We start from the raw sequence: 15,070 nt of genomic DNA on the forward strand, positions 1-15,070 counted from the left end.
TTCTCTATTTTAGATGAAGATTTAGGTAAAGCGTTGATGGATAGTGTATATAGGACATTTATGAAAAAATCACAAAGAATAAAATGGGGAATTATTGGTTTAGGAAATATCGCCAATCAATTTGCGACAGATTTGCTTTTACTAGATGATGCAGAATTAACAGCAGTTGCTTCGAGAGATAGTAGTAAAGCAAATGATTTTGCCCAAAAGTACAATTGTTCAAAAGCCTACGATTCATATGAAGCGCTTTTTGCCGATGAAGAAGTTGAAATTATATACATTGCGACACCTCATGATTCACATGCCGAATTGTCTATTAAAGCATTAGAATCTGGAAAACATGTTTTGTGCGAAAAGCCAATTGCGCTTTCGTATTCTGATGCTGTTCGAATGATTGAAGCTTCAAAAAAGAATAAGAAGTTTTTCATGGAAGCATTTTGGACCCGATTTATTCCAGCCATAAAAGAAGTTTTAGAAAAAGTAGAAAACGGAGAAATTGGCGAAATAAAATACATCAATGCTGATTTTGCTTTTCGCGGAAGCGAAACCGAAAACCTTAGACTTTTTGATAAAAAACTAGGCGGAGGCGCGTTGTTTGATATTGGCGTTTATCCATTGTTTCTGTCTTATATACTATTAGGTAAACCAAAGGAAATTATTGCAAAAGCCATAATGCATAAAAATGATATTGATTTGCAGACTTCGATGATTTTGCAATATGAAAAAGCACAATCGATTTTGCATGCTTCTATAGTTTCAGATTCTGATATGAAAGCAACTATTGGCGGAAGCAAAGGAAGAATCGAACTCAATTCGCCTTGGTTTGTCGCCAATGGATATTCTTTATTTATTGATGAAGAAAAAGAAGCTGTGATCAGTTTGCCGGTTTTAGGAAAAGGCTATTCGCATGAAATTATGGAATGTCATAATTGTATTCGAAATAATCAGATTGAAAGTAAATTTTGGTCGCATCAAAATTGTTTGGATTTGAGTAGGATTGTTGAGGAGATTAAAACTCAAATTAAGCTTCCATTTTAATTTAAATTTATTTGAAATAAAAAACCTACAAATTAATTATTTTTTCATTAGATTTAAAAACAATTAATGAAAGAATAATTATGTTAGTAAAAGTTTACGGAAGTGCCGTTTTTGGAGTAGAAGCAACCACAATCACAATTGAGGTTCATATGGATAAAGGGATTGGTTATCATTTAGTTGGGCTTCCAGATAATGCAATAAAAGAAAGCAGTTTTAGAATCGCCGCCGCTTTAAAAAATAACGGATTAAGTCTTCCCGGAAAAAAAATAACCATCAACATGGCGCCCGCCGACCTCAGAAAAGAAGGTTCAGCATACGATTTGCCACTCGCAATGGGAATATTAGTCGGCTCTGACCAAATAAAAGCACCCGAAATTGAACAATATATTATCATGGGTGAGCTTTCTTTAGACGGAAGTTTACAGCCTATTCGCGGTGCATTGCCAATTGCAATTAAAGCAAAAGAAGAAGGTTACAAAGGATTTTTTCTTCCTATTCAAAATGTAAAAGAAGCAGCGATTGTCGCCGGACTTGACGTTTATGGAGTTTCAAATCTGCAGGAAGTAATAGATTTCTTTAAAGGAAAAGGAACGCTTCAGCCAACAGTAATTGATACTCGCACCGAATTTTACAAAACACTCGATTTCCCCGAATTTGATTTTTCAGATGTTCGAGGTCAGGAAAGCATTAAACGTTGTATGGAAATCGCTGCTGCCGGAGGTCATAATATCATTTTAATTGGTCCGCCGGGAGCCGGAAAGACAATGCTGGCAAAACGTGTTCCGAGTATTTTGCCTCCAATGACGTTACGTGAAGCACTCGAAACAACTAAAATTCACAGCGTTGCAGGAAAACTGAAAGAAGTCGGTTTAATGAATCAGCGACCGTTTCGCAGTCCGCACCACACGATTTCGAACGTCGCACTTGTTGGAGGCGGAAGTTATCCGCAACCAGGCGAAATTTCAATGGCGCATAATGGTGTTTTATTTCTCGACGAATTACCAGAATTTAAACGCGATGTTTTAGAAGTAATGCGTCAACCGCTTGAAGATCGTGAAGTAACCATTTCAAGAGCTAAATTTACCGTTACTTATCCGTCATCGTTTATGCTTGTGGCAAGTATGAATCCAAGTCCGAGTGGTTTTTTCAACGATCCGAGTATGCCAAATACTTCTTCACCACATGAAATGCAACGTTATATGAGCAAAATTTCAGGTCCGCTTTTAGACCGAATTGATATTCATATTGAAGTAACACCCGTTCCTTTCGAAAAATTAGCAGATGACCGAAAAGCCGAAAGCAGTGTCGAAATCAGAAAACGTGTCACCGCAGCCAGAGAAATTCAAACGAAACGATTCCAAGAAATCGAAAACATTCATTATAATGCTCAAATGAGTAGTAAATTGATTCGTGAATTTTGCGCATTAGACGAACAGTCAAAAGAACTCTTAAAAACCGCAATGGAACGCCTGAATCTTTCCGCAAGAGCGTACGACAGGATTTTGAAAGTAGCAAGAACAATCGCTGATTTAGATAATGCTCCGTCTATAATTTCGCAACACATCGCCGAAGCTATTCAATACAGAAGTTTAGATCGAGAAGGATGGCTGGGGTAATTTTTAATTTTTAATTGTGAATTATAAATTGTTAATTGTAAAACCGTTTGTCAATCTGAGCGGAGTCGAAGGGCGCTCCAATTGGAACGTGGGCCTCGACTTCGCTCAGCCTGACAATTATTATTGAAACCTGAAACTTGAAACTAAAAATTAATTTTGTTTCATTTCTTTCACTTCTTGTATAGGTTTATGATAACTGCTTCTATTTGTTGTAATAATCAAAACGCCGGCTTCGCCATAATTTCCATAAATGCTGATTCCTTTTTGTTTATCGATAGGAATAATTTTTGCGATTTCAATTTTAGACAAAGCAAGTTTTTCTTTTTCTAAATCCTGAAAACGATGCGGAATTCCATCAACAACAACAATTGGCTGTGCAGTAATTTTTCCTGTTTTAGCTAATTTAGCAATAGAATCAGAAAGATAAAATTTGTCTTTTCCTTCATCAGAAAGTTCATATCTGCTTTGAGAAAAAACAGAAACAGTGGCAAGCAAAAGAGTCGCGGTAATTAATTTGGTCATACTTTTTTGGTTAGAATTGTTAGTTAAAAGGTTGCGTTTTAATGTCTTTTGGTATAAATTAAAATCGAAAATACGATTTTTAATGTTAATTAAATCAGCTAATTAATACAAAAAAATCATAAAAAATCCCGCTTTGTAAAAAGCAGGATTTCATTAATAAAGTAAGAAAAATTATTTTTGTTTTTCTGCAAAAATCGCATCCAAACCTTCCATCGCAATTGTAAAACCTTCTTTAAAGCCCATTGCAATAATTTGTTCAAGATCTTCCAAATTTTTGTGTTTGATAGCAATATCAACAAAAGTAGAATCGCCTTGTTCAGAAAAATTCACATCCCAATCAGAACGAGGAAAATCTACATTTAAATTTCCTTCGCTGTCGCTGAAAGCGTCCAGATATTTAAAATTTGTTTTCGGAGTAATCGAAGTAAAATCTGCAATTGCCCAATGTTCTTCGCCTTCCGGTCCCACCATTGCATAAAGTCGGCGTCCGCCTTCTTTAAATTCCATACTTTTCGTTCTCGCTTTCCACGGTGCAGGTGCCCACCATTGATCTAGGATTTCAGGTTCTGTCCAAGCTGACCAAACATTTGATAACGAGGCACCAAATTCACGTTTTACATTTACCGTATTCGTTTTTTTATCTACAGTAAAATCCATTAAAAAATTTGATTTCATATTTTTTCAGTTTTTAAAAGCATTAATAATTGGTTTAACAAAAAGGCTTATTTTTTTGTTTCAAGTATTTTTTCCAAACTTTTCAGCGCACTTGTAAATCCATCTTTAAAGCCCATTGCAATAAGTTGTTCAATTTCTTCCAAGCTATCACGTTTAATAACGATTTCAACAACAGTCAGTTCGCCTTCTTCAGAAAAAGTGATATCCCAAAGCGAACTTCCAAAATTCGGAATTGGATTTTCATCAGCATCGCAAAAAGTCGAAGTGTGTTTGAAATTCGTTTTTGGCGAAATAGAAGTATATTCAAAAAAGCTCCAGCGTTCTTCGCCTTCAGGACCTACCATGGCGTACAATCTTCGTCCGCCTTCTTTAAATTCCATTCTCTTTGTTTTTGATTTAAACGGAGCCGGCGCCCACCATTGATCCAGGATTTCAGGTTCTGTCCAAGCAGACCAAACATTAGACAATGACGCGTTAAATTCGCGTGTCACATTTACGGTTTTATTTTCCTTATCTATGGAAAAATTCATTGTAAGATCAGATTTCATTTTCTTTAGATTTTAAATTCATTAATACTTGGTCCAGTTGACTAAAACGGCTTTCCCAAATTTTCTTGAATTGCTCCAGCCAGTGGTCTATCTCTTTCATCTTTTCGATTTTAAGTTGATAATAAATTTCCCTTCCCATTTTTTTTTCTTCGAGTAATTCGCATTCATTCAGGATTTTAATATGTTTCGAAACCGCCTGTCTCGTTGTATTAAATTGTTCTGCAATTGCATTTGGTGTCAAAGCATTGGCAGAAATCAAAACTAAAATAGCTCTTCGTGTCGGATCGGCAATTGCCTGAAAAATATCTCGTTTCATCTTTAAAATAAAATTACGCAACTAATCAGTTGCAAATATACGCAACTTTTTGGTTGCGCAATAAAAAAATGAGCCTTTTTTATTTTAAAAAGATCCTAAACAAAAAAAGACGCATAAAATTGCGTCTTTTTTTCTACTATCGTGTTATATAATTATCGTCGAAATTTATTTTTTACAATGATATCTTTCAACTTAGCTTTCAAATCTTCGCCTGTATCAAAAACCATTTGTTCATTATTCGGAAACTGAATTGCGCGCTTATTAAAATTACCAAGATAATTATCTTCGCAAGCATTTTTGTCGCCTTTGTAAGTCGAATAAATATTCTCAAAAACAAATTCGCTGCTAATAGGAAATGTCTGAACTAGCTGATTCGTTTTCAAATCTACATAATCCACTTTTGCAGTAACTTGGCATGATTTATATTGTCTGAATTCATAAACCGTAGCGCGAAGAATTTTATAATTATCTACTTTGATTTCTTTTCCAAGACTATCTTTTACTGGTTTTCCGCGACTGTCCAAAAGTGTTTTTACGCCATCTTTTACTTGTCTTTCTTTGCTGAATTCCTTCTCTTTAATCTGTTCTGGCGAAATATAAATCTCTCTAAAATTAAGAATCAGACTATAATCGTACTTCACATTTTTTTGTCTAGCGCTGTGATAAACCGTCCATTTATCGTTTAATCCGTAGGTTTTAAAATCCAATAAATCGTCCTGAAGCATTTTCGGAATCACCAAATTGGTTTCATTTTTTGCATAAACATCCACAAAATCAGTTCCTTTAAAAAGCGCATCTTCCATTAATTTTTTGGTGTTTTTGTAACCAGGATTTATACTTTCTAAATAGGAAAAATCATCATATGCTTTTCTATAATCCATTTTATTATTCGATTTCAAAAGGGCAGAAGCGTTCTCATACAAATATTTCGAAAGTGCATTTTTGCTGTTCACAATATCATTTGAATAATTATCAAATGGGAAAAGCGCATTTCTTCCCAACTTCAACAAAGGCAAAGGCAAAATCGGTCTGATTTTTTCCTGACGATTATTTAGCTGTAAATAAGTATTGTAGATGCGTTCAGCATTGGCAGGATTGTTTTCTTTATGCAGCATTTCCAAATTGCGCAAGTCTCGATCTTTCGCTTTTGCAAAAGCCTCTTCGAGCAAATACACGTAATCTTGTTTTCCTTTTGAATCTTTATTGGTTCTTAAAGCTTCGACCGCGCGATCAATGGCGCCGTCGTAATTTCCGTCACTTATTAAGGCCTGAGTTGTTTTTACACCGCACGAAGAAAAGGCTAAAAATAATATAGAAAATAGAAAAGTAATTTTTTGCATGTTGTATTTTTTGAAGGTGTAAATATATCTTTTTTAACTTTCAACAACTATGCCTTTTTTAGATTTTTTAAGGAGCAGAAACGCCTGTTTTCATAAGAACGTTTAGTCCCGCTTTCGCCTTTATCTCTCCGTTCCACTGCGAGGATATCGGCTCTATCGGGGCTACATAAGTTCGTTTAGTTTTTCATAAGAAATGAAAAAACAATTCTAATTTACTCCGCCACTTTTTTGTATTCAAACGTCCCGACTTCAGGATTAGTAATGACACGTTTTTCGTTGTCAAAAGAATTGATTTTAAAAACGACCGGCAGAATAACTGATATAATTGTCAACTGCGAATTATCACTTGATAATTTCCATTTTGCTTTATGTGATTCTTCACCAATTACGCTTTCAAAATCGCCATTTTCTTTAAAAACCTGAAAAACCTGATCGGTTTTAAAACGTTTTTGAATATCTTTTTCTTTTCCGTTTTTAGTCCATTTTACTAATTGCCATTTTCCAACAAGTTCTTTAGAAGTTTGTGCCGTAGCAGATAATCCGATTAAAAATACAAATCCTAAAAATAATTTTCTCATTACTAAAGTTTTAAAGTTGAATTCTAAAATTAAGGAATTCTGTTGATTTGAAAGAAAATCAAAAGTTAAGTCTCTATTTTTTTGTTAGCAATTTCTTAATCAAAACAATCTGTCCCAAATGATAGTAACTATGTTCGATCATGCAGTCGATATTTCTTCGATACGAACCATATTTTTCATCAACAAAACTTTCATCTAGTCTTTCATCAGGCATTTGTTCTACCAAAGAAGCAAATTCTTCAGATGCAGTCCAGAATTTAGTTAAAAAATTTTCCCAATCTCCGAGAGAAGAAATTGGAGGAAAGTCAAAGCTGAATTTGTCCTTAATATCTAAAGTTCCGCCTTTAAAAACAGTATTTATTCCGTCAATATAATAATGAATATGCTGTGCTAAAACAGCAATCGTATTTAAGTTTTGAATCGGGATAACCGCAATTTTCCAATCCAGATTTTCAAGCTGGTCTTTATAATTGGTATTAGCAACCCAAGTTCCGTTAAGTATAATTTCTCTAAATCGACTGGCAATTTCGAATGTATTTTTCATTGTTTAATAAATTTTGGATAGAAAATTTAAAATACTAATATAAAAAATTACCTGCGGAAATTTGAGATTTTATTGTTTATTGAATAAAGTGTTTATTCTCGATATCATTGCCATTATGCTCAATTTTGAGAATCCAAAAAGCAAATTTTGAATATTCTATCTCAATAGAGTCGGTGATATTTATAAGGTCATAATTACTTTTTGTAACCTCATATTTAGGATATCTTTAGAGTCAAATACAATGATATAATTATAAGAGTTTCGATTTGACGTACGATATTTGTCAATCACCCTGAAAGTGCTTACAATCTTGATCTTAGATTCGATATCTTTTCTCGTTATATTTAGTCTTTTTAAGAAAAGTATAAAGACAATAAGGGCTATGATTACGAAAACAAAAACTATGATATTGAATAACGAAAACAAAGAATCGGTATTGCTCATTCCCCAAGACCAAAGTGCAATAAAGGAAATAAATACAAATAAGAAGATTTTTGTTTTCTCTACTTTTCTTTTTATGATTTTGATTTCTTGATTGTTTATCGGGACTTCGGTTTGATTTATCGGCATGTTTTGGTTAAATATTTTGAACAAGAAAGAGCAGATGCAAATTAAATATATTTCAACCACCAATATTTATTTTCAGCCTTATATTTTCCAAACCACTGACAAGGTTTATAAAGAAGCGCCACAACAAAAATCCACAGTAAATAAATTCCCCAAAGCGGTAAACCGTTGGCAATATTTCTTGATCTTCCAAAAGTTCCTGCAACAAAATCAAATTGCGACCAACTGAAACCTTGAGCAAGAAGTAGGATTAAAGTTAGAATATGAATGACATAAAAATGAACAATAAAATAAAACAAAGGCACTCTTCCATAAACCAAAGTTACTTTTTTGACTGTATTATGAAATTGATCCGCAAAGGCAAGAAGCAAAAACATAATGCCTAAATTCAATAAACAAAATAGGAGCGAAGGCGGATATTTAGTCACATTGATAAAAGACAAAAAGGTAAAAACAGCATCTTTTTGATGACTCCATAAAATTGGATCGCCATAAATATTTAGAAAGCGAACTACAGTAAATAAAACTAAAGCACTGCAACCAATTTTAATAAATAGGCTTTTTCTTTTTTTAGTTTCCAGCATAAAGAATTTTCCGGAAGCAAACCCAACAAGCATAATTCCCAGCCATTGAAGTGGCGGATAGGCCATAATAAATATTCTTCCTAATAAAGGATTGCCAAACGGAGTCCCAAATGGACTGATAAATGATGTTAAAACCGAATTCAATTTCAAATTTTGCGAAACCAAAATAAAAGGCAAAAGATTATGGAAAATGAGAATACACAAACCGATAATTCCTAATACGCGAGAAGGAATTTTCAGTAGTAATCCTAAAACAATAAATCCAAAACCTATTGTACCTATGACTTCAAACAGAAGCGTATGAAATCCAATATCGAAGTACAATCCGAAATTGAAAATTGTAAATTCAAGGAAGATTAACCAAAATCCTCTCTTAAATAAAAGTGTTCTTGTGTCGGCTAAACTATTATTTTGAAGCGAAAGATAAACCGAAGTTCCCGCCAAAAAAACAAAAGTTGGCGCACATAAATAGGTGATCCAGCGTGTAAAAAAACAACCAAGGTGTCGTTGTCGACAAATCAGTTGGACTTTGTGTAAGCGAATCGACATGCATCAAATCCCGAACATGATCAAGAGCCATTATAATCATTACAATGCCGCGGACGATATCTATGGATGGCAGTCGTTTCATGGTTTTCGATTTTTTATATTCTTAAAAGTAAACTTATTTAGAGTATTTCCGGAGAGAATTTCTTTCTTTTAATAAGATGAAATGAAATTAATCCAGTTAATCAGTAAACCTACTTACAATGCAGATTGTATTTTTAACTTTTCAATTTGTCTTTTATGACGCAAAACATGAACAATTGCATGTTCCATTAATTGTTCAATATCATAAAGCTGTCCCCAACCCGTTTTTATTTTCAATGAATTGTCATATTGCTCTAACTCATTGTCTTTTACTTCTCTGAAAACATTTTCAGTGTAATCAAAAACGTTTGTTAAATCGTTCAAATATGCAGCAATAGTGAGGTGAAAAACCTTTTCTGGTCGTTGAATATTATGTCCTTTTAGATTTTGAATATTTATCGCGTAGATATAACCAGATCTTACAACATGTGATAAAATGGTTTGTATCGATTTACAATCTTCGTTTGTTGTTTTCTCGTCTATAATTTTTGTCAAAACATTATCAGGAATGTTTTTAATTACATTCTTAAGATCTAAAATTGCTTGTTCATAAATGTCAAGCAATGCTCCAACGGCACCTTGTCTAGTCATTTTTGTAGCTGGTTTTTATAGCAAAAGCGCCTCAATTTTCGCTTCTGATTTTTCTCTTAACGGACTGTCTGGACGAAAGCTCCAAATAATCAGGAATTTTCCTTTTGCCACATATTCTTCAGGATGTTCGTCAGTTGGCTGACCGTCTTTTCCCCAAAGTAATCCTTGCAGAAAACGATCACCTTTAAAAACGTGTTCAAACTCAAAATACATAATAGAACCGCGGTCGCCTTTGCTTCTGAAATTTTGAATGGTTTTGCTTTTTAAAGTTCCAACAATATTGCTGTAGGTTTCAATGTCGTTGTAAAATGTGCAAGCTTGTGGCGTAATACAAATATTGCCATCGTTGAAAGTGTAAGCTTTCGGAATTTCTTTTGGTTTTAATTTTAAATCAGCAATGGTTTGGCTGAATAAATTTGTAGTAAGTAACAGAAATAATGCAGATAAGGAGATTGTAATTTTCATGGTTTTGGAGTTTAGATCTGAGGGACGATTTTTAATTTATGATTTTCTAATTTTTAGCTGATAAACAATTTCCCAAAGGATAATTGAAAACACAGCATTTGCAAATATTGCAGTCTTAACTTGATATGGATCGTAATTTAAAAGCAAATGCAAATTGGTAAATTTTAAAGCCAAAGTCAGTGATAAAGTGGCAATGGCAATGGAGTAGATTATATTTAGCAACAAGGTCCATTTTAAAGCGAGGAAAGCATAAATTAAATTGAGAATAGCAAAACCAAAGCCTAAAGTCACATAGGGATCTGTTTTTAATTTTTCTCCAATAGTAAGTAAAATGGGAGTTGTTGTAAGGTATAAAAAGAAAAGAATCGAATATAGCAGGATTCGTATTTGTAGTTTCATTTTGTTTGTTTTTAATAATGAAGTTTTTCTATACGAATATAATATTAAATGCCTTATAAAATAGGGAAGACTTTAAACAGAATTCAACAATTTTTGACTCAAGTTTTTCGGGTAAATTCTTTATTTGAAAAAATTATGCTGATATTTTATCCGCATCATTTTCATCTTCTAAAATATAATTAGAAGGCGTTTTTCCTAGATGCTTCTTGAACATAAAAATAAAGGCGCTGGCTGTTTCGTAGCCCAAATCTAAAGCGATTTCTTTTATGGATTGTTTTTCGCCTAATCGTTTAATGGCTTCGATTAGTTTTAAACGAGCGCGCCAATCGCTGAAATTCATTCCTAATTCTTTGATGAACAAACGAGATAAAGTTCTGCTGCTCATAAACGAAAGTTCGGCATAATAATCAATGTTGTGTTTGCTCGATACATCGTTTAATAAAAGATCGACCACTTTCTGTAATCTTTCATTATTTGTAGTAGGCAAAAAAGTAGCACTTGGGACAATTTGTGCCAATTCATCAAGAAAAACCGCAATGATTCTTAGCTGAGAATCGGTTAAATTTCCTTTTGTTCCGAAAGAAATAATTTTGAAAACAAGCTGTTTCAAAAACATCGGAATATCAAAAGAAAAACTGTTTGTTGGCAATCCTTTAGTCGCAGACGGATCGATAAAAACGCTGTAGTAATTCACGTCTTTCTGAAAAGTTACTTGATGTTCGACACCGCTCGGAAGCCACAATCCCTGCAACGGATTTACCACCCAAATGTTATTTCCAACCACAACATGCATTACACCGCGCGTTGCATAAATAAGTTGCGCTCTAGGATGCGAGTGCGAAATACACATTTCATTGTTTACCGTTTCGGTGTAACCAATAACAGGAATTAATGGATCGATTTGGTATCCATAATCCTGTGCCATTCGATATGTCCGAATCTGATTATTCATTGTCCAAATATAGCAATTTTGACATTGTAATTTATTTCAATTTTGTAAAAAAATAATGCAGCTGTTATTTTTAAAATGAAGATTAACCTAAAAACAACTCATGGAAACCGTTAAAGTACAACCAGAAGTAATTAAAAAAACAACTTATTCAATACTTTTTATAATCAGTTTTTCGCATTTAATTAATGATCTTTTACAAGCTATAGTTCCGTCAATTTATCCGCTCCTTAAAGAAAATTTCGGACTGAGTTTTACTCAAATCGGAATTATCACTTTTACCTACCAAATCGTCGCTTCTATTTTACAGCCCTTTGTGGGAATGTATACGGATAAAAATTCAAAACCATATTCACTTATTATTGGAATGTGTTTCACCATGACCGGATTATTTTTGGTTTCGATCGCGTCTAGTTTTACATTTCTATTATTATCAGTAAGCTTAATCGGAATTGGATCTTCGATTTTTCACCCGGAATCTTCGAGAGTGGCACATTTGGCTTCAGGCGGAAAAAAAGGATTGGCGCAGTCTATTTTTCAGTTGGGAGGAAATGCAGGAAGTGCAATCGGACCTTTATTAGCTGCTTTTATTATCATTCCGCATGGACAAAATTATGTGGCTTGGTTTTGTATAATTGCTTTAGTCGGAATTTTTGCTTTGTATAAAATTGCGCTTTGGTACACAGAACATTTGTCTGAAAGAAATGCGAATAAAGCCGGACATAAAATCGAAACGCATCATTTATCTAAAAATAGAGTGATTGGTTCGTTGATTATTTTGTTGGTTTTGATTTTCTCTAAATACTTTTATATGAGTAGTATTACGAGTTATTATACGTTCTTTTTAATTGATAAATTTCACATCACAATTCAGCAATCTCAAATATATTTGTTTTTATTCTCAGGCGCTGTTGCGGCAGGAACTTTAATTGGTGGGCCAATTGGAGACCGTTTCGGACGAAAATATGTAATCTGGGTTTCTATTTTGGGAATTGCGCCATTTACGTTGATGTTGCCTTATGTAGATTTATTTTGGGTAGGAACTTTATCTGTAATTATCGGATTGATTCTTTCTTCTGCGTTCTCTGCAATTCTAGTTTACGCAACCGAATTATTGCCAGGAAAAGTGGGTTTAGTAGCCGGTCTTTTCTTCGGATTCGCCTTCGGAATGGGAGGTTTAGGTTCTGCCGTTCTAGGAAAAATCGCCGATGCAACGAGTATAGAATATGTTTTTAAAATTTGTGCGTTTCTGCCTTTGATTGGGATTATTACTGGATTTTTACCGAATATTGAGGGGAGGAAAAAAGTTTAATTGCGTCCAGCTTTAGCTGGATGAGAAAATGATAAAAGTGTTTAAGGCTTTAGCCAAATTGTAAATAATTTGGCTAAAGCCTTTTCTAATCTTGATAAATTCCTCCAGTTAAAACTGGAGGCAACTTATAAAAGATTTTTGTTCTTTTTTGGTTGCTAGCGCGAGCGTCTCGCTCGTGCCTGCAAAGTCTCTTTTTTGCTCCTCTTTTGTTCACGAGCGAGACACTCGCGCCAGCGGGGGATTGTTTAATCACATAATGAGCAAAAATTGATTTCAACTAAAAGATTTTCGAGTTCATCATCCCATAAATCGTTTGATTTTAAGATATCAATTATTGACGTATTGTGTGAATCCATTAGTATCGTAGTAGATATAGTAGCTGCATATTCTTCTTTTCTATCTGCCTCTTTTAATAAACTCTTATATTTATTTATTATACGTGTAATATTATGATGGTTGTTTTTTATGTCTTTAGCTAAATCAGTAATACTCAAATATATATCTTCAATTAGTTCTATGATTTTTATCCCAATTTCAAACCTCTTATTTACAAAATGTTGTCTATCATTTAAAGCAGTGTAATCAATTGTTCTTCTTCCAATTTCTGATTTATGATAAAATCTAAAACCATTAATTCTTAAATGCTCTTTTGGGTCGTCTACTATTGGATTTATAATTGGATTTAATTTGGTATTAAGCTCACCTTTTGTTGTATTTGATTTTTTACATGATGGCAATAGATTGCCCCACAAAACAACATCATTAGGAAAATGAATTTTTGGATGAAAATGATCAACTTCCATGTACTTACTTTCGGAGTTTAATTTGCATTCAGTATAACAGCATTTGCTATTAGAAAAGCCTAAAACGGATTCTCTGATAAATGATCTATTCCAAACATCACTGCCGTCTGACAAGTATTTCTTGGTAAGTTCTTCTACTAATTCATCAGTAAGTTTTACTGGTTTGTCAGTTAAATTAAGTTTTATCATTGCCAATTAATTGTGAAAGTTGAAGTTTCAAAATTTTTCTATCAGCACTATTTGGGTGCAAAATTTTATCTAGATTTTTATAAATAGATGATGCTTTTTCAAAGTTATTGTCATCAAGGGCTTTATCGAATTCTAAAAAATAATTATTATAAAGATCTGAATAATTACCATTTTCTAAATCCATTACGTCTTGAAGGATTTCTTCAACTGACCATCCTTTGAATGTGTTCTTTTTTGATTTATTAACAGAAACTCCGTTTTCATTACTTGATAAGACAAATAAATTAAGTTTGTCTAAGGACTGAATTACCAATGGGCTGTGACTTGTAACAATGAATTGAGTTGCAGGAAATATTTCACTTAGAAATTTAACAACATTCTTTTGCCAACTTGGATGTAAGTGTAAGTCAATTTCATCTACTAGTACAATAGATGGTTCTTCTAAAGGATTTATTGAACGAGGATAGCGTTCGAACATTTTTTTACATAAATCTATAATCCATGATAAAGTGGTTTGATAGCCATAGCCTAAATCTTGCAATTTATTCCATCCGCTTTTTGTTTTAAATAATATATTGTTTTTTAAATTTTCAGATGAATCAAATTTAAAATCAAAAATATCAGGAAAAATCCCGCTCTTAATTAGTGTTTTTATTTTGCTTAAATTTTCAGTTCCTGCTTTTTGATTATTTTTACTCGCATAATCTAGTTGGAATAACCAATCTTCAATATTAATTAAACTCATTTCAGGATTGAACAAAGTTGCAGAATTGTAATTGTCATCATTTTCTGCAATACCTTTTTTCCCTGTTCTTCTAGTTACTCCATAACCATAAATTTTTAAGTCGTTTAATATATCAGAATCTCGACTATTCCACATTCTATTTGGAGTAAAACCCCATTTAGGAAGATTGTTTTCTCTAATTTCTTCTTGTCCATATAATGAAAACTTACCTGTAAATGGTGATTTACTAGAGCTTCTTTTCTTGTATAAGATATCACAACCTATGAAACTATTTTCTGCTTCTGCTTCTTTTAAATTTTTTGGTTTTTCTCTTAAACCTCTCATTAAATTGAGTGGTGCATAATTTTTTGTTTCTTGTTCATTTTTTTTATCTCCAAATGATAAAAGAGTAGGCTCGAGATCAGCTATAGATTTTAAGATGTTGGTCTTACCAGAGTTATTATTTCCTAAAATGACTGTCCACTGTACAATGTTTCCGTTTTCATCTAAAAGATCAAAATTATTTTTACCTTGAAAACACTTAATATTTTCAATATAGAATCTACTAATGTAAGCAGTATGTTTGTTATTCATTTTTAAGTTTAAGTTTCAACAAAAGTAACGATTTGTAATGAATGGAAAAAAAATAAAAGTAAGTTATAAAAAAGATTGTTTTTTGT

At 33.0% G+C, this 15,070-nt stretch carries 18 protein-coding genes; 3 read left to right on the forward strand and 15 right to left on the reverse strand.

Annotation, left to right across the window (positions count from 1 at the left end):
• Nucleotides 1–60 precede the first annotated feature (60 nt).
• Together RB619_RS00300 and RB619_RS00305 are read left to right on the forward strand one after the other, a co-directional pair.
• Nucleotides 61–1,038, forward strand: coding sequence for a Gfo/Idh/MocA family oxidoreductase (locus tag RB619_RS00300; RefSeq protein WP_308092591.1), 978 nt, complete (start codon nt 61–63; stop codon nt 1,036–1,038).
• An 80-nt stretch (nt 1,039–1,118) separates the two neighbouring features.
• Nucleotides 1,119–2,654, forward strand: coding sequence for a YifB family Mg chelatase-like AAA ATPase (locus RB619_RS00305; RefSeq protein ID WP_308092593.1), 1,536 nt, complete (start codon nt 1,119–1,121; stop codon nt 2,652–2,654).
• Nucleotides 2,655–2,804: 150 nt separating this feature from the next.
• Here RB619_RS00305 and RB619_RS00310 read toward each other — a convergent pair whose 3' ends face one another.
• The 13 genes from RB619_RS00310 to RB619_RS00370 form a co-directional block, all read right to left on the reverse strand.
• Entirely contained in the window at nt 2,805–3,176 is a 372-nt protein-coding gene (locus RB619_RS00310; RefSeq protein WP_308092595.1) for a hypothetical protein, read from the reverse strand.
• Between the two features lie 171 nt (nt 3,177–3,347).
• Entirely contained in the window at nt 3,348–3,851 is a 504-nt protein-coding gene (locus RB619_RS00315; protein WP_308092597.1) for an SRPBCC domain-containing protein, read from the reverse strand.
• 47 nt (nt 3,852–3,898) lie between these two features.
• Nucleotides 3,899–4,399, reverse strand: a complete 501-nt coding sequence (locus tag RB619_RS00320; protein ID WP_308092599.1) for an SRPBCC domain-containing protein — start codon at nt 4,397–4,399, stop codon at nt 3,899–3,901.
• On the reverse strand, nt 4,389–4,715 hold the full coding sequence (locus RB619_RS00325) for a metalloregulator ArsR/SmtB family transcription factor (RefSeq protein ID WP_308092607.1): 327 nt from the start codon (nt 4,713–4,715) through the stop codon (nt 4,389–4,391). The genes RB619_RS00320 and RB619_RS00325 overlap by 11 nt, the downstream gene beginning before the upstream one ends.
• A 152-nt stretch (nt 4,716–4,867) precedes the next feature.
• Nucleotides 4,868–6,055 carry a hypothetical protein gene (locus RB619_RS00330; protein ID WP_308092612.1) on the reverse strand — a complete coding sequence of 396 codons (1,188 nt, stop codon included), beginning with the start codon at nt 6,053–6,055 and terminating at the stop codon, nt 4,868–4,870.
• A gap of 212 nt (nt 6,056–6,267) precedes the next feature.
• Entirely contained in the window at nt 6,268–6,633 is a 366-nt protein-coding gene (locus RB619_RS00335) for a hypothetical protein (RefSeq protein ID WP_308092620.1), read from the reverse strand.
• A 73-nt stretch (nt 6,634–6,706) separates the two neighbouring features.
• Nucleotides 6,707–7,177: a DUF1572 domain-containing protein gene (locus tag RB619_RS00340; RefSeq protein WP_308092622.1), complete on the reverse strand. Its 471-nt coding sequence runs from the start codon at nt 7,175–7,177 to the stop codon at nt 6,707–6,709.
• A gap of 180 nt (nt 7,178–7,357) precedes the next feature.
• Nucleotides 7,358–7,747 carry a hypothetical protein gene (locus RB619_RS00345; protein WP_308092624.1) on the reverse strand — a complete coding sequence of 130 codons (390 nt, stop codon included), beginning with the start codon at nt 7,745–7,747 and terminating at the stop codon, nt 7,358–7,360.
• A 41-nt stretch (nt 7,748–7,788) separates the two neighbouring features.
• The gene (locus tag RB619_RS00350) at nt 7,789–8,877 is read right to left on the reverse strand and encodes a DUF1624 domain-containing protein (RefSeq protein WP_374119642.1); all 1,089 of its coding nucleotides are present in this window, start codon (nt 8,875–8,877) and stop codon (nt 7,789–7,791) included.
• A gap of 195 nt (nt 8,878–9,072) precedes the next feature.
• The gene (locus RB619_RS00355) at nt 9,073–9,549 is read right to left on the reverse strand and encodes a DinB family protein (protein ID WP_308092629.1); all 477 of its coding nucleotides are present in this window, start codon (nt 9,547–9,549) and stop codon (nt 9,073–9,075) included.
• A gap of 15 nt (nt 9,550–9,564) precedes the next feature.
• Entirely contained in the window at nt 9,565–10,014 is a 450-nt protein-coding gene (locus tag RB619_RS00360) for a hypothetical protein (RefSeq protein ID WP_308092631.1), read from the reverse strand.
• Between the two features lie 36 nt (nt 10,015–10,050).
• The gene (locus tag RB619_RS00365; RefSeq protein ID WP_308092633.1) at nt 10,051–10,413 is read right to left on the reverse strand and encodes a hypothetical protein; all 363 of its coding nucleotides are present in this window, start codon (nt 10,411–10,413) and stop codon (nt 10,051–10,053) included.
• A gap of 133 nt (nt 10,414–10,546) precedes the next feature.
• Nucleotides 10,547–11,365, reverse strand: coding sequence for a helix-turn-helix transcriptional regulator (locus tag RB619_RS00370; protein WP_308092636.1), 819 nt, complete (start codon nt 11,363–11,365; stop codon nt 10,547–10,549).
• Nucleotides 11,366–11,465: 100 nt separating this feature from the next.
• On the opposite strand from RB619_RS00370, the gene RB619_RS00375 reads away from it, so the two are divergent.
• Entirely contained in the window at nt 11,466–12,674 is a 1,209-nt protein-coding gene (locus RB619_RS00375) for an MFS transporter (RefSeq protein WP_308092639.1), read from the forward strand.
• Nucleotides 12,675–12,919: 245 nt separating this feature from the next.
• Here RB619_RS00375 and RB619_RS00380 read toward each other — a convergent pair whose 3' ends face one another.
• Together RB619_RS00380 and RB619_RS00385 are read right to left on the reverse strand one after the other, a co-directional pair.
• Nucleotides 12,920–13,666, reverse strand: coding sequence for an HNH endonuclease (locus RB619_RS00380; RefSeq protein WP_308092642.1), 747 nt, complete (start codon nt 13,664–13,666; stop codon nt 12,920–12,922).
• Nucleotides 13,653–14,984 carry an AAA family ATPase gene (locus RB619_RS00385; protein WP_308092649.1) on the reverse strand — a complete coding sequence of 444 codons (1,332 nt, stop codon included), beginning with the start codon at nt 14,982–14,984 and terminating at the stop codon, nt 13,653–13,655. The genes RB619_RS00380 and RB619_RS00385 overlap by 14 nt, the downstream gene beginning before the upstream one ends.
• Nucleotides 14,985–15,070 lie beyond the last annotated feature (86 nt).

It is taken from the genome of Flavobacterium sp. LHD-80 (genome assembly GCF_030929605.1).
GTDB lineage: Bacteria > Bacteroidota > Bacteroidia > Flavobacteriales > Flavobacteriaceae > Flavobacterium.